At 34.6% G+C, this 25,319-nt stretch carries 26 protein-coding genes and 3 pseudogenes; 4 read left to right on the forward strand and 25 right to left on the reverse strand.

Annotation, left to right across the window (positions count from 1 at the left end):
• Positions 1-104 precede the first annotated feature (104 nt).
• The 8 genes from NST63_RS18995 to NST63_RS19030 form a co-directional block, all read right to left on the reverse strand.
• Positions 105-563, reverse strand: a complete 459-nt coding sequence (locus NST63_RS18995; RefSeq protein ID WP_341043416.1) for a hypothetical protein — start codon at positions 561-563, stop codon at positions 105-107.
• Positions 564-979: 416 nt separating this feature from the next.
• Complete coding sequence (locus NST63_RS19000; protein ID WP_341043417.1) at positions 980-2,311, reverse strand: MFS transporter; 1,332 nt, start codon at positions 2,309-2,311, stop codon at positions 980-982.
• Positions 2,312-2,382: 71 nt separating this feature from the next.
• Positions 2,383-2,742 (reverse strand): ArsR/SmtB family transcription factor, encoded by a 360-nt coding sequence (locus tag NST63_RS19005; protein WP_326160701.1) that lies wholly within the window; start codon positions 2,740-2,742, stop codon positions 2,383-2,385.
• A 99-nt stretch (positions 2,743-2,841) separates the two neighbouring features.
• Entirely contained in the window at positions 2,842-3,618 is a 777-nt protein-coding gene (locus tag NST63_RS19010) for an MBL fold metallo-hydrolase (RefSeq protein WP_341044219.1), read from the reverse strand.
• Between the two features lie 435 nt (positions 3,619-4,053).
• The gene (locus NST63_RS19015; RefSeq protein ID WP_341043418.1) at positions 4,054-4,734 is read right to left on the reverse strand and encodes a phosphopantothenoylcysteine decarboxylase domain-containing protein; all 681 of its coding nucleotides are present in this window, start codon (positions 4,732-4,734) and stop codon (positions 4,054-4,056) included.
• Positions 4,735-4,854: 120 nt separating this feature from the next.
• A complete protein-coding gene (locus NST63_RS19020) occupies positions 4,855-5,292 on the reverse strand; it encodes a GNAT family N-acetyltransferase (protein ID WP_071977137.1) in 438 nt (145 codons plus the stop codon).
• A 117-nt stretch (positions 5,293-5,409) separates the two neighbouring features.
• Positions 5,410-6,225: a nucleotidyltransferase domain-containing protein gene (locus tag NST63_RS19025; protein ID WP_341043419.1), complete on the reverse strand. Its 816-nt coding sequence runs from the start codon at positions 6,223-6,225 to the stop codon at positions 5,410-5,412.
• A 278-nt stretch (positions 6,226-6,503) separates the two neighbouring features.
• Entirely contained in the window at positions 6,504-7,127 is a 624-nt protein-coding gene (locus tag NST63_RS19030) for a CGNR zinc finger domain-containing protein (RefSeq protein ID WP_341043420.1), read from the reverse strand.
• A gap of 478 nt (positions 7,128-7,605) precedes the next feature.
• On the opposite strand from NST63_RS19030, the gene NST63_RS19035 reads away from it, so the two are divergent.
• Complete coding sequence (locus NST63_RS19035) at positions 7,606-8,073, forward strand: hypothetical protein (RefSeq protein ID WP_341043421.1); 468 nt, start codon at positions 7,606-7,608, stop codon at positions 8,071-8,073.
• Positions 8,074-8,429: 356 nt separating this feature from the next.
• Here NST63_RS19035 and NST63_RS19040 read toward each other — a convergent pair whose 3' ends face one another.
• The 7 genes from NST63_RS19040 to NST63_RS19070 form a co-directional block, all read right to left on the reverse strand.
• Positions 8,430-8,909, reverse strand: coding sequence for a DUF3291 domain-containing protein (locus NST63_RS19040; protein ID WP_341043422.1), 480 nt, complete (start codon positions 8,907-8,909; stop codon positions 8,430-8,432).
• A gap of 124 nt (positions 8,910-9,033) precedes the next feature.
• Entirely contained in the window at positions 9,034-9,786 is a 753-nt protein-coding gene (locus NST63_RS19045) for an SDR family NAD(P)-dependent oxidoreductase (RefSeq protein WP_341043423.1), read from the reverse strand.
• A 224-nt stretch (positions 9,787-10,010) separates the two neighbouring features.
• The gene (locus NST63_RS19050; RefSeq protein WP_341043424.1) at positions 10,011-11,165 is read right to left on the reverse strand and encodes an MFS transporter; all 1,155 of its coding nucleotides are present in this window, start codon (positions 11,163-11,165) and stop codon (positions 10,011-10,013) included.
• Positions 11,166-11,848: 683 nt separating this feature from the next.
• The gene (locus NST63_RS19055; protein ID WP_212946602.1) at positions 11,849-12,304 is read right to left on the reverse strand and encodes a PaaI family thioesterase; all 456 of its coding nucleotides are present in this window, start codon (positions 12,302-12,304) and stop codon (positions 11,849-11,851) included.
• Positions 12,305-12,336: 32 nt separating this feature from the next.
• Complete coding sequence (locus NST63_RS19060; RefSeq protein ID WP_212946601.1) at positions 12,337-12,669, reverse strand: branched-chain amino acid transporter permease; 333 nt, start codon at positions 12,667-12,669, stop codon at positions 12,337-12,339.
• On the reverse strand, positions 12,666-13,433 hold the full coding sequence (azlC, locus tag NST63_RS19065; protein WP_341043425.1) for an azaleucine resistance protein AzlC: 768 nt from the start codon (positions 13,431-13,433) through the stop codon (positions 12,666-12,668). Before azlC ends, NST63_RS19060 begins: the two co-directional genes overlap by 4 nt.
• A 12-nt stretch (positions 13,434-13,445) precedes the next feature.
• Entirely contained in the window at positions 13,446-13,919 is a 474-nt protein-coding gene (locus tag NST63_RS19070; protein WP_341043426.1) for an Lrp/AsnC family transcriptional regulator, read from the reverse strand.
• A gap of 625 nt (positions 13,920-14,544) precedes the next feature.
• On the opposite strand from NST63_RS19070, the gene NST63_RS19075 reads away from it, so the two are divergent.
• Complete coding sequence (locus NST63_RS19075; RefSeq protein WP_212946598.1) at positions 14,545-15,735, forward strand: cytochrome P450 family protein; 1,191 nt, start codon at positions 14,545-14,547, stop codon at positions 15,733-15,735.
• A gap of 288 nt (positions 15,736-16,023) precedes the next feature.
• Here the strand turns inward: NST63_RS19075 and NST63_RS19080 are convergent, their stop codons facing one another.
• The 3 genes from NST63_RS19080 to NST63_RS19090 all read right to left on the reverse strand — a co-directional run bounded on the left by NST63_RS19080 (position 16,024) and on the right by NST63_RS19090 (position 17,674).
• Positions 16,024-16,725, reverse strand: a complete 702-nt coding sequence (locus tag NST63_RS19080; RefSeq protein WP_341043427.1) for an MBL fold metallo-hydrolase — start codon at positions 16,723-16,725, stop codon at positions 16,024-16,026.
• A gap of 235 nt (positions 16,726-16,960) precedes the next feature.
• Positions 16,961-17,257, reverse strand: coding sequence for a hypothetical protein (locus tag NST63_RS19085; RefSeq protein ID WP_341043428.1), 297 nt, complete (start codon positions 17,255-17,257; stop codon positions 16,961-16,963).
• Positions 17,258-17,437: 180 nt separating this feature from the next.
• A complete protein-coding gene (locus NST63_RS19090) occupies positions 17,438-17,674 on the reverse strand; it encodes a hypothetical protein (RefSeq protein ID WP_341043429.1) in 237 nt (78 codons plus the stop codon).
• Between the two features lie 369 nt (positions 17,675-18,043).
• Here NST63_RS19090 and NST63_RS19095 point away from each other — a divergent pair.
• Positions 18,044-18,249 (forward strand): annotated as a pseudogene (locus NST63_RS19095) (Asd/ArgC dimerization domain-containing protein); the annotation flags it as partial.
• 163 nt (positions 18,250-18,412) lie between these two features.
• On the opposite strand, the gene NST63_RS19100 reads toward NST63_RS19095, so the two are convergent.
• The 4 genes from NST63_RS19100 to plsY all read right to left on the reverse strand — a co-directional run bounded on the left by NST63_RS19100 (position 18,413) and on the right by plsY (position 21,883).
• Entirely contained in the window at positions 18,413-19,108 is a 696-nt protein-coding gene (locus NST63_RS19100) for an aspartate/glutamate racemase family protein (RefSeq protein ID WP_212946594.1), read from the reverse strand.
• Between the two features lie 300 nt (positions 19,109-19,408).
• Positions 19,409-20,248, reverse strand: coding sequence for a PHP domain-containing protein (locus NST63_RS19105; protein WP_341043430.1), 840 nt, complete (start codon positions 20,246-20,248; stop codon positions 19,409-19,411).
• Positions 20,249-20,574: 326 nt separating this feature from the next.
• The gene (locus NST63_RS19110; protein ID WP_180213790.1) at positions 20,575-20,940 is read right to left on the reverse strand and encodes a hypothetical protein; all 366 of its coding nucleotides are present in this window, start codon (positions 20,938-20,940) and stop codon (positions 20,575-20,577) included.
• Positions 20,941-21,259: 319 nt separating this feature from the next.
• Positions 21,260-21,883, reverse strand: a complete 624-nt coding sequence (gene plsY, locus NST63_RS19115) for a glycerol-3-phosphate 1-O-acyltransferase PlsY (RefSeq protein WP_212946592.1) — start codon at positions 21,881-21,883, stop codon at positions 21,260-21,262.
• A 305-nt stretch (positions 21,884-22,188) separates the two neighbouring features.
• Here plsY and NST63_RS19120 point away from each other — a divergent pair.
• Positions 22,189-22,815 (forward strand): annotated as a pseudogene (locus NST63_RS19120) (CPBP family intramembrane glutamic endopeptidase); the annotation flags it as partial.
• On the opposite strand, the pseudogene NST63_RS19125 reads toward NST63_RS19120, so the two are convergent.
• The 3 genes and pseudogenes from NST63_RS19125 to NST63_RS19135 all read right to left on the reverse strand — a co-directional run.
• Positions 22,783-22,990: pseudogene (locus NST63_RS19125) on the reverse strand (MFS transporter); the annotation flags it as partial. The pseudogenes NST63_RS19120 and NST63_RS19125 sit on opposite strands and share 33 nt — an antisense overlap.
• Positions 22,991-23,747: 757 nt before the next feature.
• Entirely contained in the window at positions 23,748-24,314 is a 567-nt protein-coding gene (locus NST63_RS19130; protein ID WP_212946587.1) for an NAD(P)H-dependent oxidoreductase, read from the reverse strand.
• A 312-nt stretch (positions 24,315-24,626) separates the two neighbouring features.
• On the reverse strand, positions 24,627-25,142 hold the full coding sequence (locus NST63_RS19135; protein ID WP_212946586.1) for a TetR/AcrR family transcriptional regulator: 516 nt from the start codon (positions 25,140-25,142) through the stop codon (positions 24,627-24,629).
• Positions 25,143-25,319: the final 177 nt, after the last annotated feature.

Here is a 25,319-nt window from a genome sequence, read left to right on the forward strand (position 1 = left end):
AAATAATTTCATGGAATAAACTAGAGCTTGCAACATGTAAAAAAATCAAATCAGTCAACTGTACAGAAGCTAAGAAGCGCATAAAAATACCCTCTATGGAGGGTTCAAGTTTTTAGGGTTTTTGATGATCTTCTAATAAGTTGATAAAAGAATCCGATCAGTAATCTTGCGAATGGCGTAGTCAGGGGAAGCAAAACGAAAGCATAGATTGTCCCCCAGACTAATGTGTCATCAATGTTTATCGTTTCCATACCGCCTCTAACGATCGTTTCACCAAAAATAGCACCAATCGTTCCACTGTATAAGGTTACAAGAAACGCACATATAAGACTTATCAACCAAAGTTTTTTATTTGATAAGTCTTTTCTATGATGGAAATAACCACCTAGTACTGCAAACATAATCGCAAAAGGAATGATGACTGAGAAGTACAACCAACTTTCGCCCCAAAATGAGGTTACTCCCCCAGCCCACGATTGTCCGATTACCATAAATAAGAATGCAGTAACAATTGAACATACAGCACCAAAAACAAGACCTTTTAACCATGAGAAAATTTGCATGATTTAATCACCACTTCATACTTATTTTAAGACAAAAAATATATATCTATTACATTACTTTTCTAACACAATATGACAAACAACTATATTTATTCCAAAACGACTATCTTTGCAAAAATAGCATTTTTTTAAAAGTGTTTTATTGAAAGTGAGTTGTACGCTTAGAAAAAGGAATGTCTCAATTTTGGAGACATTCCTTTTTCTAACTAAAAATATTTAAATTTCCTCTTAAAAGCATCTGTTCATGTAAGTGAAATGATTCACAATCCAACCATGTTTTTATAGGAATGTGCCGCGATAGTTCCAGTAAACTGTGGAAAAAGAACATTAACTCTTCCTTGATCAATGCCCTTTAAACATATATAGCCAGAAAAATAGAGTAGATGAATTACAGACTTCGTAAAAAACCTACGCCATCAGTCCTTTTCTAAGGATACGTTTCTTTTTAACGAAAGTTGGCTATTCTTTCTTCCAGCAAACATTAATAGTAATATAACCACTAATAAAACAGCGAAGCACTGAAGTACAAAGGAAATATTGGTGTAAACACTTAGTATCCTACTTGAAACGGATGGTCCAAAAGACATACCTAAAAAATTTATAAGATTGTACATTCCCAACCCCATCGCAGCTTTTTCCGGCTCTAAATGTTGTGGTATTTCTAGGTTTATAATCACTGTTAATGCACCGTAACTTGAATAAATTAAAAAAAGTCCTAATATGGCCATTACAATGGAATGAGTGCCAAAAAACGCTAATATACAAAAACCAAGCAATTGTAACAATATAGATAGAAACATTGACTTTCCATTACTTATAACCTGAACTATTTTTCTTATCATTAGGCTGATAAAGAAGGAAACGATCGCAACGATACAAATAATGAACCCTATCTGTATAACTGATAAGTGGAAGGTCCTATTCATCAATGTAGGGAATAAAAACAAAGTTGCAACCATAGCAGCATTATTCATAAAGCTAATTAAAATCAATCTATTGTAAGAATAATTTCTAAATACAGATGGATCAACTAATAAAACAATTTTTTTATTTTTACTATGTAATCCTAATAAAAATACTGAGATTATACATAGAAAAAGTAGGTAGATATTCAGTTTTACACCTAAAATGAAAAAAGTGACAAATATGACCAAGTAGAACATTCCTAGAATATCAAAGGGCTTTGTTATCCTTTCTTTGCTTGCATATCCAGAAGGAAATAGAAAATAAATACCAATTGCTGTTAGGAATGTTAGACTCATTAGCAAAAACAAAGAGTGCCAGCCCCATGTAAAAGCAAATATTCCACCTATTAAGAAACCTAAACCAGAACCTAAAGATAAACACCCACCTATCAGGGTAAGAGCAACATTCCGTTTAGGTAAAGGAATATATTGTGTAGCTGTAATCATGGATAGAGCGATAAATGAGCTGCCTCCCATTGCCTGAATAATACGGCCTATCAAGACCACAGTAAAGATGCTAGAATAAAATCCTATTAAAGAACCTAAAGTAAATAATGTTACTCCTATTAACAACAACTTTTTAATTTGAAAATAAGAAGCAAGCTTACTGTATATAACCGAACCAAATGTTGTGACCAGCGTGTAAGCAATAACGATCCAACTTATTGCAGAACTATTCACTTTTAAATCAATAGCCATATCTTCCAACGTTACATTAAATAATATTGAATTCATTACACCTGCCAGCACAATTAAACATAATGTACCTATAAGTTTATTCATCTTAGTTTAAGCTCTCCTTTGTTTGATAGTCATAAAACTTTAGAACTAATGAAGAAAAAAATTTGGCTACCTTATAACGTAGCCAAAAATCCGGGTAAGTATTGTTTAAATGTCTCTTTATTTAAAGAAACATATTTCGTTACCCCTTCTTTTTCGATATGCACCAGGTTCGCTTCGGACAAGATTTTCAAATGATAAGAACCATTTGATTTGCTTATTTCTAGCCTCCTACCAATATCCGAGCATCGCGGGCGTGTATCTTGCTGAGATAATATTCGGATGATGTTGATCCTTTTCTCATCTGCTAAAGCGTTAAATATTCTAACTCTTTGGTCATCACTCAATTGTTCTAAAGTCATAAAACTATTGTAAAAATAAAATAAGAAAATGTCAATGCTTAGAATATGGATTAATGTTGGGCAACTCTCCATTAGAATTCAACAAATTTGGATATGAATGGCTGTTGATTCTTTTTTGTATTTGTAGTTATCGTTCAATTAACATTCATTCGAAACCATTTTTCAAATTAATTACATCACGGTTTCTCCTATTGATAAAACCTTCAATTGCTCCTTTGGCAGTTGGAATTTTTTCCATTCACGCAGTAAACGCTCTAAGGCTTCGGGACCTGTGTCATCTGCCAATCGATAAGCACCATAATGCATAGGAACAAATTGCTTCGCCTCTAGTTCAATAAATGCCTTCACACTATCTTCTGGAGAAATATGCGAGTCTGCCATAAACCATTCTGGTTCATAGGCACCAATTGACATAAATACGATATCAATCATAAAACGTGCAGCTATTTCCTTAAAACCTGAGAAGTATCCTGTATCCCCTACAAAATAAAATGTTTTACTGGTTGTTTGAAATATCCACCCACCCCAATGGGAAGTATTCATATCGTTAAGCGACCTTCTTGTCCAGTGCTGAGCTGGTACAAAGTGGATTTTGATCCCTTCATATTCAAACGATTCCCACCAGCTCATTTCTCTTACATTTTGATAACCTTTTTTTATAAAAAGAGATTTCATTCCAATGGGAACAAAATAGTATGGATTTCCTTTTAGTTTTTTCAATGTTGGAAAATCAAGATGGTCATAATGACCATGAGAAATGACCACAACATCAATTTCTGGCAAATCCTCCAACGGAATTCCTGGTTCAGTTAATCGCTTCTGAAAACCCATTCGCTTCGCCCATACTGGATCAGTAAGTATATTAAGTCCATCAAGTTGAAGCAAAAAAGTAGAATGTCCAATCCAGGTATAAGAAGTTCGACTTCGATTTTCCTTAATTTCTTGGATCCTTTTATTTGAACATTATAGTATATTTTCAGTTAAATCCTTCTCTTTACTTCGTCTTTCCTTTTGCCACTTACGTATATCACGAAACGTTTTCTTATTCGACACATCATTCAAATTAACATATCTTGTCTTCATCATTTCTCCTCTCGGACAGAGGGACGGTTCCGTTGTCCCATTCCTTTTTATTTTATGTTCAGGTGATAAATCCTTATACAAACTATTACAAATTTTTTGTAACCTCTAAGCAATATTTTGTTATCATATCGACTCATAAATTTATTTACTATGGCTCTCAATCCCTTAGCTGCTTTGACAGCATATTGTTATTTCATTAAAGCTTACAGTATTATTCTGCTTAAGATGACTGATTGACGTTAGCTCAAACCATTAACACAGTCGGCAGCCTGGAATACCCTCTTTAATAGAAGTAAATAGTTAGTTTATATAATATTCAAGCAAATGAATTAAACCCGCCGCTGTCTCATTTTTACTACTATATTTATTGGGTGCTTGAAATTTTGAAACAATATAATGTTCTGCTTCCTCGCCATATAGTGAACCTGTTTTATTAGCAACCATAAATTCAGCATTGGAAGCAGTCATCCGAACATTCGCTCTGTCTAATAAGTAATTAAGATCATCTATATGTTCTAACTTAAATCCGACAAGTAATAAGTTTGGATTCCATTTTTTTATTTGCGATAATACTTTCGGTGCTTTTTTAAAATAAATGATTGGAGGTTCATCACTAGACATTTTTCCTGATTCTAAAATAGGATTTCCTCGTTGATCTAATACTTTATCAACAATCCAATCTGAACCAGCTGCTGCCATAATTACAATATCGATATTTTCAGATTGGACGATATTTTTGATTTTTTCACCTAAATCAAATATACCCCCAAATTGAATTAAACGCATTTTCCTACGATTTTCAGGAAGTTTAGCAAAATAACCATGTAAATATATAATCTCTGCTTCTTTATTCAACGCTTCTTCAGCTAAATAACACCCAATTGTACCCTTTGCTAAATTAGTATGTCCTCTGACATTATCCCATTTTTCAAGTGTTCCTCCACTTGTTATCAAAATCTTCTTTCCTTTTAAAGAACTCATGAAATCACCTTCTACTAAGTTACTTATTAGTCCTGTTGATTACTCTTTCTCTTAAATTCTAGCATTTTTTTCAAAACCAATATTGGTGTAAAGCTCCTGTTAGTGCAGAGTTAGAGTTGTTTATATTGGCAAACTCATTGTAATTGTTCTAATGTTAAATCCAAACTTTTCATACAGTTTAATTGCTTGATTTCCTGCAAATGCACTTAGACGAACTTCGGAATATCCATCTTGTTTCAGATAATCAATAGCTGTTCTCATTAACATTTTGGAAATTCCTTTCCCTCTAAATTCTTCTAAAACAAATAGCTCATAAATAAATCCATTGATCTTATCAGTAAATTGATCTTTGCTTGCCCCTATTAGAATCCACCCCATTAATGTATTGTTTTCTGTTGCGATTAAGTAATAGTTTCCCTTCTTTAAGAGTGGTTCAATAAGTTGTTCAATTTTTTGATTAGTGGGTCTTACTTCACCTAACGTCCCATCAAATACAGCTTGTGGAGAAAGTGATAAAATCCTTTTGAGTTCCGAATCATTTGGTTTTCTAATATCCATTAATTAAGTGCAATCCTTTCAGTATCCTTTTTAGGAAACTATTCTAATTAGAGTCTGATTTATATTCTTTTCGATAAAAAAAAAGGAAATCCTTCTTCAACTAAACTGCCCTTTCGTTTAATAACGGATTTTTGCCTCATTTGAAAAGTTTGCACTAGCCCAGTCACCCTCACTCTTGAACAACTCATAGACTGCCTTTTGGTTCGTCGACGGTTCATCTATCCAATCTAGTAGAGTACGAATAATGGATTCTTTTTCCGGGAAGTAGTGAATAAAGACTTCAGACTGTTCGTAAAGTCGTGTCGTCCAAATTTGAGAACGTACCATGACCATTGAATAATAGGTTCGGATGAGTTTACGAGCGAAGGCTTGTGTAATTGTTTTAAAATCTTCTTCTGAAGAAGCTGTTTCTAACCTTTTTAACGTCCGATTAAGAGCTTCATAAATATCACCATTAAAACGGATTGCTATCTCTGATGTTAGTTTATACGGACCAAATCTTTCTCCCATATCCTCTCCATACACACAAACACAGAGTTCCTTAAGAAAAGCATTTTCATAATAATTTGTGGGGTCAACCGTATAGTCGTAATCAGCTACAGCAATACCGACATCACGAACTAAAGAACGGTAATTTTGAGACAGTTCTCCTGCAAGCTGCTTTAATTCAGACAACTGAACAGAACTCAGTTTGGTTTCAAACATAGCGATAAGGTCTAAATCTGATTTTTTTACAATCGCTTCCCCTCTGGCGACACTGCCGTACACATAAACACTATGCAATTGTTGATGAAATAAACGTTTCAGACACTCGACAGATTCTTGAATGCAAGTCATATAGACATCATCAATTTTGTCTCTACTCACATCGCTTACGATAAATCTATTAGGGTCTAGACCATATCCTGCATGTAATTTCCCGATTTCAATCAACCACCTTTTATCCGCATTTTCCTAATTATATCACCATGAAAACGTGCACTAAACGGCTCCTTTCCTCAATAGAAAAAAGCATCCCTTGTTAAAAGGAATGCAGCCAAAATGATATTACTTCACATCATTAAAATTCTTGAGGTTTTTTTCAATCACTTTCTTTTTCCTAACCAGATCTAATCTTTTATATGTGAGGCTTATAAAAAGATGCCCTCTTATTTAAGAATATTAATTTATTGATGACATGGAAGGTTAGGTAAAGCCCTTCTTAGAAGCTATTATTTTTTATTATGATAAAATCGATTTGCTTTTGCACGATTCCCGCAGTCTGCCATCGAACACCAGCGTCTGCTACGATTACGGCTTGTGTCCAAAAACAGCCAACCACATGGATGCCCTTCACACTTTTTCACTCTACTAAGTTCTTTTTCAGATGTAAGAATGTCGATAGCCGATTGAATAATTGCTGGAAGCATTCCATTTAATCTTTCTTCGCAATTTAAAAATTCCAAGGAAAATTTATTTTCATCAGGCACTACTCGTATCATCGCGTAAGCTTTGCCTAAGGCTTCATTCAAAATAGAAAGATCTTTAGTGGCTGGTTTTTCATTGTTTGATACTAGACTAAAAATACGGAAAATCGATTCCCGCAGTTCAATAGCTTGTTGGAGAACCTCCTTTGCCTCAGAAGGTCGATTTTCTGCTTTTTTTAGTAGTGAAACTGATTGTTTTTTGTTAATAATATCGACTTGTAAACTCCAGTTTACCAGCTTCTCATAACTCGTCAGCAACTCCTGTGATTTCTCACTGCTATCATGCCAACTTACTGTATTGGCAAAATCCAAACACAAACGTCCGCCTAGCAAAGCATGCTTGTGTACATCTTTATTTATATCAGACATGTGACTTCTCCTTGTCTTACCATCAGTATTTTGACAGTCCGGGCTATATAACTTTGATTTTTTTCTATAACCATTATAAAAGTTATTGACAGTTAGAATCAACCACATCATAATATAACCATCAAAATGATTATAGAAGGTTATATATATATTGAAGAACAATGTACTAATTTCACTCGAAAGTCATTTTGTAAACGTAACTTTAAAAATGGTTCGCAAAGGATGTCACCCCCTACGGGAAAATCAATTATTGACGTTTTTTGAGGGGAGCAGTTGAATGAATATAAAATCTCCTAAAACCTGAAGTGTTTTTTTCAGATAGATAGATAGAAACAAAGACAGTCTAAACATGAATGGTGGAAGAATTTGCTTGAAGAGTGGAAGGAACACGAAAAGAGGTGGTGCAAATCGACTTATATTTGACCTACACTTAGCGGTTGTACGTAGGCATAAAAAATATTTTTTGGAGGGGCTAATAATGAGTGAAACATTAAGAAACTCGGTTAAAACGATGGTAAAGGAAACATTCGAAGGACCCCCAGTGCCTGTAAAAGGAAGTTGGTTCACAAGTTCTGAACCGAATTCTGGAATTTTCGGTGTAATAGAGGGATTGTCTTGCGACCAAGCCTCCATGTCCGTTCAGGGAACAACATTAGCTGCCCATACTGATCACATTCGCTATCACATGTGGGGAACCAATGAAATCATAAAAAATGGGAAACAACCGAAAATGGATTGGGAAAAGAGTTGGGAAATTCATACAGTAGATGAACAGAAATGGAACCAAATTCAGGAAGAATTGCGAAATGAATACGTAACACTGTTAGAATCGATTGACGCTATTGAATGGAATGAACTACTGGCTAATGAGGTGTTATCTTCTTTAGCTCATTCAGCCTATCATCTTGGAGCCATTCGACAAATGTTAAAAGTAGTCAAGATGTAGCTTAGGCATTAAGTTTGATCATTATACGAGTAGAAGTATAGTAGACGTAAAGGTGTACTTGTCCAGTATATGCATTGTTGAGCTTTTTACAAAGCGGGAAACTACTCCAGATTAACGTCTTAGAAAGTTAAATCGTTTATCAATTAAGAATCGTTTAAAGAGGCCACCCAAATCCTCCGATATTCAGCCATTTCAGTCGATTTCGGGGGATTTCCAGCTCGGTAAATAAGATGAAAAATGGCACCAGAATACTATGACTGATCTCGTTTTCCCTGCAATTTATCGAATATCTGTAAAAGAATTACTATTTATTGTAAAACGTTATACAAGTTACCTCTAAAAGCTTTTCCGAATATTCATAGGGTCCCATCATACTTCATTGAGATTGTCTCTCCTTGTTCATCAAATGCCTGCTTAAAATCAAATGCAAAAGAAGTAGATCCATTTTGTTTATAATAGTTATATCTCTTGAATGCCTCCTCCCAAGAAACATCTCTCACCTTCTCTGTCCACCACACTACATATGATAGGTGTTTATCTTGATAAGGCTCCATCCATCTGCGCCTACTACGCAACGCTTGGCTATGCCTCCCTGAATAGGTAAACTGATATAATGATTGAAGGCTTTTCCATACGGTTAGGGTTAAAACAGGGTAACCATCTCCTTTAGCTTCTTCAGGGAAAGGCACTCCTTCTGCTGAAAACTCTTCTATCATATTCCCTGATAAAGATGCCTGACGCATGACTTTATATCCCATTTCATAAAATTCGCGAGAAATAGGGTGGTCATAGGGGTGATGTAACCTACCTACAGTATAGATTGCAACTAATCCCATAAAGATCCCCCTTCAACAGTCTTTTACTAGATATATTCAAGTAAGAAGGTGAAAATTCCTTCACTGACCTGGTCCCTTCGTTTAGTAATAATGAAGGAATTCTGTCGCTGTTTCCCTTTTTTAGTCACCTTCCACCACTAACATTGATGATTTCTCCCAATATATAATTTGAAGCATCTGACGAAAGAAAAGCTATGCATTCAGCTATTTCTACCGGTTTGGCTATTCGTTTAATAGGAATAGAAGAAGACATACGAGTAAGACGATCATCGTCAGGAGCAAACTTTTCATGGAAAGGTGTTTCAACCACTCCAGGGGCTACTCCGTTTACAATAATTCCATATTCGATTAATTCTCTGGACATTCCAATAGTCATAGTATTTAAGGCTCCCTTAGTAGAAGCGTAATGAATGCTTTCGCCAGCGCCTCCGATGCGAGCAGCTGTTGAAGATATATTAATAATCTTCCCTTTTTTTCTTGGGATCATATGCTTTAAGACAGCTTGTGAACACAGAAGAACACTAATAATATTTAGTCTATATGCTTCTTCCCACAATTCTTCACTTGCCTCCATAAATGTACTTTGTCGGATGCCCCCAGCCGCATTATTAATTAAAACGTCAATTGTACCAAAGGATGCTATAGTCCGTTCAACCATTGCATTCACTTGATCTTTATTTGTGACATCAGCTTGAATCGCTATCGCCTCTCCACCATTTTCTTGAATACACTGTACCGCCTCTAAGGCACCCTTTTCATTGGAACGATAGTTAACAATGACCTTTGCCCCTTTAGATGCGAGTAATTCGGCTGTAGCACGTCCAATTCCCGAGCTTGCCCCCGTTATAAGAATCACTTTGCCTGATAAGTCCTGCATATCTTTCCTCCTAATAGATATCGTTATAATAGTAATTCGACAATTTCGGTTCTAATCCTTTTAAAGAAGATTTTTATCTATTAAATTGACGTTCTAGTAAAGGTATTAGCTAGCTTTGCCAGTATTCCTAGTTGAACTAAGCTACCCTATTATTTTAGTACCTATTCCTATAACAAAACACATCCACCTCTCTCAACATAGAAGTGGATGTGTTTTGCGTATCTTTATTCCTTTTTTTCATTTAAAAAGTCTTTATAGACTAAAATAGCAACAAAAATAAAACTTAGACTAACCATCCGGAAGATCATATCAATACTAATCCATTCAGCGACAATTCCTAAGACTAACGCACTCAATCCAACACCAACATCAAAACTGGAAAGAAAGGTTGCGTTGGCAACGCCACTTTTTTCTTCACTTACCTTTTGAACCGTCCATGTTTGTAAACAAGGCATAACCGTTCCATACCCGGCTCCAAACAAAATCGCTGCAATAATAAGACAAGCATTATTTGTCGTATAAGACAGCGTGACAAGTGACAAAAATCCTAGAACTGCTGATACAATGATGATCGACCAAGGTCCTTTTTTATCATACCATTTTCCTGTAAATGGACGTAGTAAAGTTGAGACAGTCGCATTGATAAGAAAGAATAGAAAAATATGATCTAATCCCTTTTGTTTTCCAAAAAGAACTAAAAAAGTAATGATCGCTCCAAAACCAAGTGTTGTTATAACCGTTAATAATGCTGGGAACCAAGCGTCTTTTTCAAAAATCGCGTCAAAAAATTGAAATGGTTGCCTATCCTTTTTAACAGGAGAAGGTGAATAGACAAATTGAAGTCCAATTGCTGCTAGTAGACTGAATACTACTGATGACCAAATTAAAATATTAAACGAAAAAGAGTCATAGATAAGGATCCCTACACTCGGAGCAATGATAGCACCGACCGTTGTTGAAATAGAAAAATACCCCATCCCCTCTCCTAATCGATTCTTTGGAATTAAATCGACTACGATTGTACTATTGGCTGTGGTTGATACTCCCCATGCTGCGCCATGAAAAAGCCGTAACAATAGCAAAAGCCAAATAATAGTAAGAAAAGGATATAGCGCTGTAATAATCAATAAAGCTACACTTGCAAGAATCGCAAGACCTTTCCGTTGGTTATCAATTAAATAGTACCCTACAAAAGGTCTAATAAGAACAGCGCCTAGTGTAAATAATGTTGTCATTAGACCTACTTGAATGGAAGATGCATTCATGCTTAACAAATAGGCTGGTAAAATAGGGAGTAACATTTCAAACCCGATAAATACCAAAAAGTTACTTATAAACAAAAATAAAAATGATTGATTAAAGATTTTTTGTTTTTCCATATTATTATTCCTCGCTTCTAATTAATTTTTCTAAATTAGAAGCGCTTTGAACACTGAAACATTGCGATATTGCCTAAGTTTTTTAAACAATTGTCTCACCCTTTCTAAATAGACTAGAACCATACCAATGAATGCAACTAGGTTGTTCATTATTTGGTCAGTCCTTACCTAATTGATAAAATTCACATCCTGTATAACACAAAAAGACGCCCTATTAAACCGGCGTCTAGTTATTGCATCGTATTGAATCAAAATGCACAAAAAATTTATGGCTTATCTATGATTCTATGATAAAAAAGACAAAAAGCTTCCGGTACTGCTCTCTCTATGAAGTTTGCTTAAAAAAGGACAGACTACTCCCGTTGACCGTAAATCTCCTAGATGTAAATATGACTTTACTTCTGTTGCAATACTTCTGAAAACAGCGTCCATAACTTTTTGCCTCCTTTCTTATTATCAGTAAATAGTTTTATATATAGTAATATAGATTAATATAAAAAGCAAATCCATCTAAAAACAGCAAATTGAAGAACCTGAAATAGAAAGTAATTTAGTAAATCCAATAAAAGGAAAAATGGATTCAATTTGAGTTATCTTATATAGAAATGAATCAAACTCAAAAGCTCTCACAATTTTTGTAAAGAGGTATGAACAATAATGAGTACCTAAAACTTGTACCACTTTTATTCTTGTTGATCAAGATCAATAAAATAATGATCCTTACGGTACGAAACGGCCTCCATTGTAGCGATTAGTTTTTCTTCATGAAAAATCTCAATTCTATAGAATCCGGTACGAAAGTTTCTTCTTACTTCCGTTGCACGTGCGACTATCTTGTCTCCAGGTTTTGCCGATTCCATAAACTGAATGGTCGTCGATAGTCCTACCGAAGTTTTTCCATATGCATTACAGGCTACCGAAAATGCATGATCGGCTAACGCATACATAATTGCCCCATGAACCGTTCCGTATGCATTTACCATATGGCTTTGCACATCTAGGGTTGCTTCTGCAAATCCTGCCTCAAATTTTGTTAACTTAATGCCTAAGGATTGAGCATATGGATCATTTTTCACTTGGTTATAAATTTGTTCGTAGTGTTTTTCATAAATTTGATACTCATCAATTTTCTTTTTCACAAAACCGACCCCTTTACTAGATTTTGCAATATTTAAAAGACCATTTGCACTAATAACATGTAGATAATCGTTCCTCCAGCTATCGAGAGGAACATATTTTTCTTCCAAAAATGAAGAATTACAACGGTAATCACTCCTAATAATTCAGGGATGCCATGACTTCCAGATAATAATCTTACATCCTTTAAACTATAAATGACCAAAAGCCCGAATACCGATGATGGTAGCACTTTGCCCAAGTATTGTATGTACTTCGGTGTGTTTTTTCCCGATGGAAAAACGATGAATGGAACAAACCTTGTAAGCATTGTACCGAAAACCACCATGGCAACAATAATAATTTGTTGAGTTATATTCATTGTCATTTAACTTCAACCTCAACTTTCTCCAATGACTTTTTAGACAGAGTAAGTAGCCCCAAAATTGCTATCATGGCAGGGATAATGAAATTGTTTCCACCAAAAACAATTAGACAGACAATTGAAGCTCCTAAACCTACAAGTGAACTTATATGTTTTTCTTCTTTCATCCATTGTTCAATAAAGATAACGACAAACAGAGCAGTCATGACAAATTCAAGCCCATCCGTATTGAACTTAATAAAAGATCCAAAAATACCACCTAAGGTTGCACCTAATACCCAATAAAATTGATTGAATAGTGTAACAAAAAACATTACCCAGTTTTTATCTACATCCTTTGGTACATTAATTGTACTATTGATTGCAAAAGATTCGTCGCAGAGACCAAATATCATATACCACTTTTTCTTTCCCGCTCCCCCATATTTATCTAGCATTGATATGCCGTAAAACAAATGTCGTGCATTAACCATTAATGTTAGTAGTAATGCACTTATCGGATTGAAAGACATAAGCAATAAATTTGCTGCCACAAATTCCATTGAACCTGCAAATATTAACAGACTCATCAAAATAGGGTAAATAGCAGTAAAGCCCAATGAATTCATAAAGATTCCATAAGCAGTCCCCAAAAAGACAAATCCTGCAAAAATCGGGAGTGTATATGGGAAAGCCGTTCGAAAGGCAATCCATATTTGATTTCTATTTTTTATTTGCTTGGATATCCTAACCGGATTTACATCTAAAGATTCTTTGTTTGTATTCAAAGTAGTTACCTCCTAAACTTCATCAATTGGCACACTGACCGTTCTTTTTTCTGTACTCATTACCATGCTTGTGTCAACTCCATTAATTGCAGGATTCTGCATTAATGAATCAATGATAAAATTCCGGTAACTCTCCATATCCTTTGCTACAATCTTAAGCATAAAGTCATGGCTTCCTGTTAGTGTGTAACACTCTTGAACCTGCGGATATTTGTTTATATCCTCTATAAATGAATGAATGGTTTCCTTATTTAAAGGTGATAAATTAATGAGAGCTAATGCTGTGACTTCAATTCCTAGTTTTTTCTCATCGACAATCGTCGTAAACTTTTGAATAATACCCGTTTCCACCAAGTTTTTTGTTCTTGAAAGGCAAGCAGATGGTGAAAGTCCAATTTTCTTTGATAAATTTAGATTGGATATCGATGCATCCTCCTGCAATTCCCTTAATATTGCCTTATCGTAATTGTCCAGAATAAACGCCATTTCGCTACCCCTCAATATAATTTAGTAAATATTATTTTGTATATTTCATATATTAACGAATTATTCATTGTTTATCAATAAATAATTAAATATAAATTCACAAAAAATAACCAAAACAAGAATAAAATTTATTTAAATTCAATTTAAAGTTTATGCAGTTGCTGGTAAAAGTTAATCATCTTCATCTAAATAAAAAAGGACAGTACCCATTTTCATTTGGGCCCTGTCTCTTTTGTGGAAATTTACAAATCTTAGCTACTTCAAATACTTAATTAATATCTTTGAAATCATTGATTTTCACCATTTCGAATGGAAATTTCCCTTCATCTAAAACCGTACATATCGTGAACGGTATTCACTATACGTTTCCCATCCTTTTCTCATCACTTCTATTAAAGGTCCTTTATGACCTACCATATACTTCATCAATATTTTCCATTTAATTTGACAATGAAGTTCCTCCTCCAACCTGGTCCGAACGTTGAACACAAGAGTTTCCCAGGAATTAGTTTTTAAATGAAGAATATATTTAATACTAGTTTTTCCAGCCATGTTTGCAGGAAAAGAATATGTAAACGCGAATATATGATAAAAAGACATGATTTAGAAAGGGAGTATAGCAAGCATGGATACTAAATCGCTTGACTTGTTTTCGCAGGAGTTTCACCAAAATCCTTATGATTATTACAATAAAATCCGACCACACCAACCATTTGCAAAAGTGAAGATGTTTAATGAAGGACATCATTATTCATGGATGGCTTTTACGTATGAAGCAGCGGTAGCCGTGTTAAAAGATCCGAGGTTTATAAAAGATATGCGGACAGTCTTCCCTGATGAAGTGACAGACGAAAATCTGCCTCCAATAACTCAAAGCATGCTTTTTGTTGATCCACCTGACCATCGCCGCCTACGCAGCCTTGTACAAAGTGGCTTCACGCCCAAAAGGATTGAGATGTTAAGAGGGCGCATTGAGGATATTGCAAGAGAACAAGCATGGCTCATGAGAAACAAAGAAACGGTTGACTTTATAGAAGAATATGCGTTTCCGATTCCAATTAGAGTCATCTGTGAATTGCTTGGCATCCCGTCTGAAGATCGTCTTGATTTCCAGCGCTGGTCCAATGTAATAGTGGAGATTAGTGATAGTCCTAGATACGATGAGGCTATGGTGGAATTTATGGCTTATCTAGAGAAAATGATTGAAAAAAAGCGTGAATCTCCTAAGGAGGATTTGCTGTCTGATTTAATTCAAGCAGAGGAAGGAGGAGACCGTTTAACTGTAAGTGAATTGTATGGTGTCGTTATGCTTCTAATTGTGGCAGGACATGAAACGACTGTGAATCTAATTGCCAATGGTTTACTGGCGCTGCTTACACACCAAGACCAGCTTGCATTGCTAAAAGAAGACCATTCCCTTGTAACACAAGCCATTGAAGAATTGCTACGTTTTAATGGTCCAGTTGAGTTCAGTACAGACCGTTGGGCGAAGGAGTCCTTTACCTTTATGGGGCAACAGGTTGAGAAAGGGGACCATGTCATTGTGTCTCTTGCATCAGCGGATCACGATCCAGCTGCGTTTTCGGATCCCAGTACCCTCGACATTACAAGGGAAAAAAGTCCGCATCTTGCGTTTGGAAAAGGCATCCACTATTGTCTAGGTGCACCTCTTGCCCGGCTGGAAGGAGAAATAGCCCTACGCGTTTTGCTGGAAGAATACCCAAATCTTAGCCTTGCAGCTGAACTGAATGAACTTGAATGGCGACAAAGCCTTGTCATTCGTGGATTGAAACAGTTGCCTATCAAGCTTTTTTAATGAAACTCATCAAGGAAACAAACAGCGATTGGAGCCATTGAGATTGACATGTTATTCCTTCTACAAAACAAGAAGATTTGTTTTTGTAATACTTCTAAGCAATTAAGAAATATGGAAAATTAATTTTTTATTGATTATGTTTTTCTTTTCTTTAATTAACAACTTCAATGGATTTTCCTATTTAACGGAGAATCCACTGAAGTTTTTGGATGTAATAATATAACCACAATTTTTTTAGTTTACTTTATTTTTTACACCTGTTTAGTGAATAAGGAATCTTTGATTTTACTATTCAAATTTGAGTAAATCCGAAATAAATCTATTTATATTTCCTTTTAAGATCGTGCCGTGTCCCGTACATAAATATTCAACATCAAATTTGTTAATAACCCTTAAACCATCGATAAATAAATTAAAATAATGTTCTCTTTTCATTTCTTCGTTTTGAGACCAATCAGACACAAACTGCTTAAACTTTTCTCTTTCAAGAGTACCTAAATCTACAACTTTATTATCGTTTAAAGATTCTGCAAAAAAGCAAATATGGTCACCACAAAATAACGCTCTGCTTTTACGATGATAAAGTAAGACAGAACCTTTTGTATGGTGTCCAAGAAGAACACATTCTAAATTGCCTGCAGTTAAACCGTTATCGGGGAGATTCATCTTTAGTTTGTGTTTAAGATTTCTGGGTACCAATTCTAAATCTTTCTTATGAATAAATCCGTCTACTTCTCCTAAGTGTTGAATTCCCCCAATATGGTCCTTATGACCGTGTGTGGCAATAAAGTGGGTTACATCACTATTAGAAATCCCTTTACTATTTAGAGCCGAGAACAGGAAGCGAGAATGTTCTTCTTTTCCTGAGTCAATAAGTAAAATATCATTGTCTTCGAGCAACAAGTAGCAGTTATTATATGAGTTCCAGGATTCATCCCAAACTAAAAAAGCATACACATCTTTCGCTATTTCTTCGAGATATGTTTTCATTTTATTCCCCCAATACTCTACGGTTATTAAGGAATATTCGTTCAATCCTTTGTTAATACCTTCTTCACATAAATTGCCTCTTTAGTCGAATAAGAAAAAAGAGCTAAAAAAAGCCCTTCTCACTAGATGGGGCTAATTTCTTGTTTAACTAAAGCCCACGTTAATGGAATAAGAACTAGGCTTATCAAACCCGATAAATCTGTTTAATTGTTATTTGGTATGTCTACGGGTTGATTTAATAAACAATTTCGCGTAGGAATGGCATAACAACTCCCAAGACAAACAAAGCGATGGCGACGTAAAGGATGGTTCCGGCTATTGGTAGAATCCATTTTTGCTTCTTGTATTGTATCCAGTAATTAACTGCCCACATGACGAGCAGAAAACCAAAAAGACCGAATTTAAATATGTCAAAGATGGGGTCTTGGGCTGGGCTAATATTTACCACAGAGAAAAACGCGAGAAAACCGATAACTCCCAATAGGATTAAATTGACAACATGCACGACAATATTATAAGAATTGTTATTCATTAAACCTCCACCCCGATCATTTATAGTTCACAATCTCAATTTATTAATCTCATTCTTGATACAATTATTTTTCAACTGACTGTATCAGCTTTAATATATTCAACAAGAAGAGTGGGCATCCTTCTTGAAGAAATGCACCCGTTCGTTTAAATACTTTTCCTCACAAAAATGAACCCACAATTAGCCAAAATATTTATGAAACCACCCCACAATAAGAGTCATACTTACTATCCCCCATACCGTAGTTCCCAGTATCCACCAAACTATTAATTTGGTCGAACCTTTTGTGCTTTCTATATTATTTTCCATATTTGTTTTTATAAAGGCGAGTTTATTCTCCATATTTTTCCTCATAGAAACAAGCACAACAAATCCGAATATGATAAAACCTACAGTTACCCATAGCATTAATTCCACTTTTAATACCCCCTTTTTGTGAATACTTTCTAACCTGATTATAACCACCCATGGACTTAGTTTTTTATTTAACTTTACAATTATTAATTCAACAATCCTGCCCCTTTAGTTTAATAAGAAAAAGGCACGAAAATGATAGCGAAGCCTTAAACAAAATCCCACTTGAATATAGTATAGCTAATTATTATCCTCTAATTTAATTCGTTAAAGGACTTTAAAGAAGCTTAAGGAAAGATTGTAATACTGGCGAAATCCATCTAGATTTATGATGTATTATATTACTTTTAATAGGTTGTGACCCCTCGATTGTTTTAAAGATTAATTGATTGTTTTTGAAATTATCTTCCACTACTATATCGGGGAGTATGTCCAAGTGAACAGCTATATCCAATGCCTTTTACGCAATAGGAAAAACAGATACGTTTGTTGGAAGGATCCGAAATGATCATGACAATCCACATGGTTTCCACCAATGGATTGTATCAGATAACTTATTAAAAGGAGCTGCTTTGAATTCAGTCCAAATTTTATTGACAATGATTGAGAAAGATATTATTAAGTCCCAGCGCGATTAAAATGGAACAATACAAACAATAGAAAGACTCCATTTTGAAAAAAGGTTGACTAAAATGGAGTCTTTCTTTGTGTGATTACATATATATTTTTTTAAGGTTTCATTATTTTGATGATTCTTATTGAAGAAACCCCCCCTATAGTTGAAGAGCGCATAGCACCTAATTAAAAGGCTAAATATCTTTCAACTAAACTTTTAGCAAGAATTTTTGATGAATCGAAGAACTTTAAAGAGGTATAAGATCCACAAAAATATAGATCAGTACATACACAAATCACATCTGTTACACCATTTTTTACAAGCTCATTTTCTATGTTTTTCCATTGTTGAATAACATCTTCAATTTCACCATTCTGTTTAACATCATAAATTAATTGATCAACCTTGCTTTGAATACTCTCTGTCCAATAAATATCTTTATTATTATTATATAGGTAAGGTTGGTATAGCTGATTTTCTACTGTGCTTCTTGTACCAATTAAACCAACTTTTGAACTGTGAACACCAATAGCGTTAATAGTTTCTTGTATAATATTAAGAACAGGTACATTGGTCATCTTTGTCATATCTTCATAAAATTGATGGACTACATTACAAGGAACAGCAATAAAATCGCAATTAGCTTCTGTTAAAGATTTTATTCCTATGTGTAAAGATTTCATCATATCTTCTTTAATGATAGGTTCTTTTGGATGAAACGGTGTAGGTAATGAATAAATAATCATATGTGGAAAATCTATATCATTTTTTGCACCATATTGTCGTTCGCATTCATCTAAAACCGACTCAATAAATGGAGCGGTCGAACGTGGCCCCATCCCTGCCAAAATACCGATTCTACAAAATTTGTTGCTTAACATTGTGATTACTCCCCCTATTTTGTGTCCATTGTATATCATAACTAGATTTTTTTATTAACTTGCACCTTCAGTTCAATTAAAAATGCGATACCTCTTTATTGAACAATCGCCCCCGTTAATGAAACAATGGTTGTACTATTCTGTAAACCTTTTCTTTAAAAACACAATAAAATTGTCAGCATTTTCAAGACAAGTTATTTGCTCTGAAGACATAGTGGGGTTCACCGCACCGTTTTTAATGACGATTTTTTATTATAAAAAAAAGCCTGTTTTGTGTGCTACCATACATGGTTATTAAAGTTAACCCAAAATCTCAATATCTTTCAAATTCAGCTTATTAAAATCAACCTTTATTGCCCCCATTTCATATTTGACATTTGATCTATTGTTAAATCCACCGTGGTCATCGTTGCCTATGGTTATTAACATATTATTTTTTTGACAAAAGTCTATAAGAACATTTGTTGTTTCTTCTGTATGAGTTGTGTAATAACATTCAAAGCCATCTGCGCCCATATTTTTAAGTTTTTTTAAACGAGGTTCTATTTCAAAAAGATTATTCTTCATTGTTTCTCCGATATGGGCAATAACTGCTTTACCATTTGCATTATGTATTACATTTATTACATATTCTATTGATGGAAATGAATTTTTTGGTTTAATATTATAATCACTGATGAGCTTAAAAAAACTAGGAACATCAATAACTAAGTTGTTGGTCTTTAGGTAGTCAAAACCTTTCCAACCACCGTTTTTTAGATTTCGATTGTAAGAATTAAAATCTTCTATACTTATTTCCTTGTAGTCAACACTCATCTTTTTTATTAATTCTAAATCAATATCAGCATAAACCGTCTCGCATTGTTTGCAAATATCAATTATCTCTTTATTGTCAAAATTGAAGTCATAAGCGAGGACATGAAATTCTTTATCTTCGAAAGAGGTAGAGATTTCTGCTCCTCGAATTAATTTAATTTGGTTCGCTTTACACAAAGGTATAAGCTCGTTATAAGCTGCTGTTGTATTGTGGTCGCTTACACATAATAAGTCAATGCCAAGCTCTCTTGCCTTCTTGACAATTTCCTCAGGAGAACGGGTACTATCCGAATAGTGTGAATGAATATGTAAATCTGCATACATTATAATTTCACCTCTAACTTGTAATTGAATGTCTAATTCCTTTTTTCTTATATATTGATTAGTTGTATTCTACCATGACAGTCATGGACTCTTCTTCGTTCTTGTTAGCTATGTTTCTGCATTTGTAATTTCATTGAATTCCATCTCATTTAATAATATCTGGATAGATAAAAACACAACTGTTCAATAAGAAAAAAGCATCCCTTATTAAAGGAAGCCCCCGTTATTTATCCTTTTAATAATTATCCTTATTTGTCCTCTAAGATTAAGTTCGTCTTCAAAAACGTGAAACCATTTAAAATAATTATTTGAACGCCTCCTCCCTCTCATTTTTCTAAATAGGAAATCGGATATGGAGAGTAAACTGCTGTATCTCCATCTTCATCTCGCTTTAAAATGATAATAAAATCTGCCCCATTACTTGCATCCCCTCTAGGAATTGGAATAATCATGGCAGGGCATCTTAATTCATGACTATATTTTTTTAGTTCCTCATTAAAGTTATTTAGAGCAAACGTCACACGTTTATCTATAAGAGCAAACAATTTGTCCACTCCACCTGTTTGTAAATCAAAATAATCAGGGTTGCTCTCTCTTTTTTCAATTAATTTCTCTTTGTATTCAGAAACTGTTAAAAAGCAAAACTCCCAGTCAAGAGGAAAAAGCCCTCCACCTAACCAATATATATGCATCAGTTAAACCACCTTCAATAATTTTTGTCATTCTTCTTCAAAGATAATAAAACTATTAAGTTTGAAAAAAGTACTTTCAATCCAAAAGTCCAATTACTATGTTATACAAATTCGTTAATGCATCAAAAGCTCGGGGATTTGTCACTGTTTAAGCATTAGTAACTTCTACAAAAAAGCGTTCATTCTTCTTGAACTGCACCCCAAATGAAACAAGATAAGGCTTGCTTCATCTACCTTTTTTGTACCACATATGACCTATTTATAACTTGCGAACTGGTTATTTTTGATATTTTACCTATGCTCAAGGCTGCTATAAAAATCAAAAATTCAGTTTATTTTCCGTCCCTGAAAGTAGCCTTTGTATATTTTTCATATGCCTAAAAATAACCATAAACGCCATTAGGCAAATAAATATATTAAAATATAGGGTATAGCCAAAAAAAGGAATAAATGAAATAGCCGCAACAAGCATTGTAGCACATATTGAACCTAAAGAAACATAACGGGATAGAGCTACTATTATTACAAAAAAGCCAAGGCATAAAAGTGCCATAACCCAGTCAACCATAAACAGAACAGCCACTGCCGTAAGTGCTCCCTTGCCCCCTTTAAACTTGAAATATACTGGCCAGTTGTGCCCTATAACCGCTCCTACTCCTGCAGCTAAAAGGCTTACGCAATCTTTAACCTCTCCCGAATAAAAGTAAACTTCAAGGAACAAGCCAATAAAACAGGCGATTATCCCTTTTAATATATCTCCCACAAGAACAAACACCGCAGCAGATTTCCCAAGTACCCTCAAAGTATTAGTAAGCCCGGCACTATTGCTTCCATGGCTTCTTATGTCCTTTCCGTATATCTTCCCTACAATAACAGCTGTGTTAAGGCTCCCTAAGAGGTAACCCAAAATTAAGGCAGCAAAAAGCTTTAAAATATCAATCATCACTCTTCTCCCTTGGCATGTTTAATTTTCTTTTATTTCTCCACCAATACAGGGTTGTACCCTCACCAAATCATAAGAATAAACCAAAAGAAGCTACATGATTGTTTACCTTTTTAATAAGAAAATTAATAAAAAACAACTGAAATAACCAGTACTCTAAAGTTATTATTCTCTATATAAAACTTGAAACCCTTCTTTGACAAAACTGCCCCTTTAGTCGAATATAAAAAAAGAGCTGTTGATCTTCACTGGATCTTCAACTCTTGCCCCTTATTGTTTAAATAGAATTCTTCACAATTTCTTCTATTCTTGCTTCATATATCGTTCTTAAGAAAAATAATAAAGTAGCAGGTTTCAAGGAATGGTTAAGAACTATTTTTTATGCCAAAAATAGCATATCTCTCTATTTGTTCGTTATTGCAGGACTCGCACTGTATTTTTTGATACATATTGCAGTTTCAGACCGCACGGAAATGGTGCTTCCATTTTATACGTTCTTCCTTTCCCTGCTTGGTAATCTTATTATCGGTGGCTTGGAGGAAGCTGGATGGATGTACATATTGCAGCCTGAGCTTGACAAAAATTACGGTTTTGTTTTGTCTTCTGTTTTCGTTGGAATCATTTGGATTTTATGGCATATCCCTCTCTTCTTCATTCCGGGGACGAATCACGGAGAAGGACTCATTAACTTTTGGATGTTTGCAGTTCAACTAATTGCGTTTCGGTTTTTCAACGGGGCAATCTATAAAATATCAGGAAAAGGCAGAGTGTTTATGTGCGTATTATTCCACACCATGTTCAATGCAGCATCCCCCATCTTCGGCACCATGACTATGACTTGGGCGGGAACCATTGCCGCAAATGCTGTGATTGTTCTTGTTTCAATTGTAACCGTTGTGATATATGACAAATATCAAAGCACCGGCTACTAATCCGAAAATTAGGTAGGGTATGAATATAATCCTACGAAGAAATGCAGCATTCGCCTCCCATATTTTTAGCACCTCTAATGCTAAAAGAGGCAAAGCTACTACTGTAAATTGGATACCTAAACAAACTTATAGACTGTCCTAGCCAAAGCTTGTAAAAATTAAAATATTTTTTTATTTTTCATAAAAATACCTCTATTAATCAATTTCAACACTCAACTTTTGATCAGCAGACAAATCTCCTCTCTTTTCCTCAATAAGATGCTACATATTTTATAGGTGATTTAAGTGATTTTATGATTGAGATATATTATGGTTATTCCATTAAGGATGCTTTAAATGAGTAATGAAAAAAGCCTAGTTTCTTCGCATTGTACTGAGAAATTAGGCTTTTTAATATTGAAAATTCCTAAACGTTGTAAATTCGAATTTTCCTGACTCTCCCCTCATATTAACAATATAATTTCATAATTCTAGGAGGTTCCGTACGCGACATTCCTGCTAACAATGTCACGTTTGTCGCAATGACTACCCTTGGTCGAGTCGGCGTACCCGATGACATTGGTCCCGCAGTCACTAACCTACTCAGATCGGACAATCGCTAGGTTAATGGGCAGAGAATTGAAGTCTCGGGTGATCAGAACATTAGATGGAAAATAACGGAAGTAAAGACAATCCGTGATGTTCTGCAGATATCAATCAATAAGCTTTTGACATGATTGAAGGATTAGGTGAAAATGTCTCAATTGTAGTATCCGCAACTATGGATGGTGTAAGCTATGTTGGTACTACATAATAAAGTCATCTTAGATACTTGGCCGTTTCTGTAAACAGTACAAGTGCATATCCTCTACTCAGGACAAGAACTTGTACTGTTAAGACCAAGTTTAAAAGATGACTCTTAATAATCATATAACAAATAATAAAAATATCACTTATGCTTGACTTACCATCGCCTCGATTTGATCCAGCCAAGCAGTACGCGTCGCCTTGTCGGAGCTCGGTACAGACTCAAAAAATACATGTTGCAACACTTCTATGCCGCAGTATTCAAATATACCCCTGTCAGAAGTTAATAATAGCGCCTTATCCATGCCGATGGCCGCATATTGGACATGCGATTTTCCTTGCGTGTTGAAAATTAAGGCTTTTTTGCCTTTCAGCATTCCCATTTGTTCACCATTCACGTAACGGTAGGCAAACCCGTAAGTAAAGACCCGTTCAATATAGCCTTTGACGATTGCAGGCAGTCCGGTCCACCAGATCGGATAGATGAAAATGATGACGTCTGCCCACTTCAGATAATTATGCTCCCGTTCAATTTCCTCGCCAATGCCACCCAAAATCTCACTGCTGCTGACGACGGGTTGAAACTCCATCTCGTACAAATCGCGAACTACATATTCGTGTCCTTTTTGGCGAATACCTCGGATGGTTGCTTCCAGAATGGCATGGTTAAAGCTTTCTTTTCTTGGATGAGCGTACACAATTAAATGGTTCATAAGATTGACTCCTCTCAATTTTTCAGTTTTCATTACAGTAAAAAGTTAGTGATTAATCAATTACAATTTTATAAAAAAGTGCCTTCTATCTATTTTTTATAGCTTTATTTAGTTATTGATTAATCAATAACTAAAAATTAGAAATGATGATAATAAGTTAGTCCCATAACGTGTACATTACAATCAATATAACTATAATTCCTAGTCTAGTAGATAAGGGAGTCTTTTAATTTTCATACATTGGTTTCATCTCTCTAATAGTTATTAATCAATCAATAACTATTTATTAAATAAATAACCAACTTAATTTGATTATTTATTTTCATCAATAAGTTCAGGGAAGTCTAAGAAATAGGAAATATTACACAATATCCCTCTAGCTAAAAAAGTAGTTACTTCTCTTTCAGCATTCTCTATCCCAGCTGATTTAAACCTTTCTAAAGTGTAGCTTCTTATAAGGGCCAGGCCATTCTTTGCAGCCTCCTGTATTGCTTTATCCGTTACTGAAATTCCTATTACCTGCAAAGCGATTTCATTGGGATGTAATACAGACATTTCTTCATAAGCTTCAATCATTTTGATAACAAGCTGTTCTGAACTCGACTCAACATTTTTAAAGGTTTGAATAATTCTATCAAACGCACGATCTAAGGCTGCAATAAATAGCTCTTCTTTTGTTTTAAAGAATTTAAATACATACGGTTGTGATATGCCAGCTTTTTCTGCTATATGTGCAGTAGTAGTAGTATAGTATCCTTTTTCCGCAAATACCTCTAATCCCGCTTCAAGAATATCTTCCTTACGATTTCCCTTTTTTGATCTTGCCATATTAAGCACCCATTCATTTTTATTTATTTATTGATTAATCACTTATAAATTAATATAGTACATTTTAACTTCTAGTGCAAGTACAATGACATTTTTTGATGATGTTTACAAAGACTAAAAATATGAGCTGTTAAGTTTATATTCGTTAGGAAGTTCCTTTCTATTTCGATACATTTA

This window comes from Heyndrickxia sp. FSL W8-0496, assembly GCF_038007825.1.
GTDB classification, from domain to species: Bacteria; Bacillota; Bacilli; order Bacillales; family Bacillaceae_C; genus Heyndrickxia; species Heyndrickxia oleronia.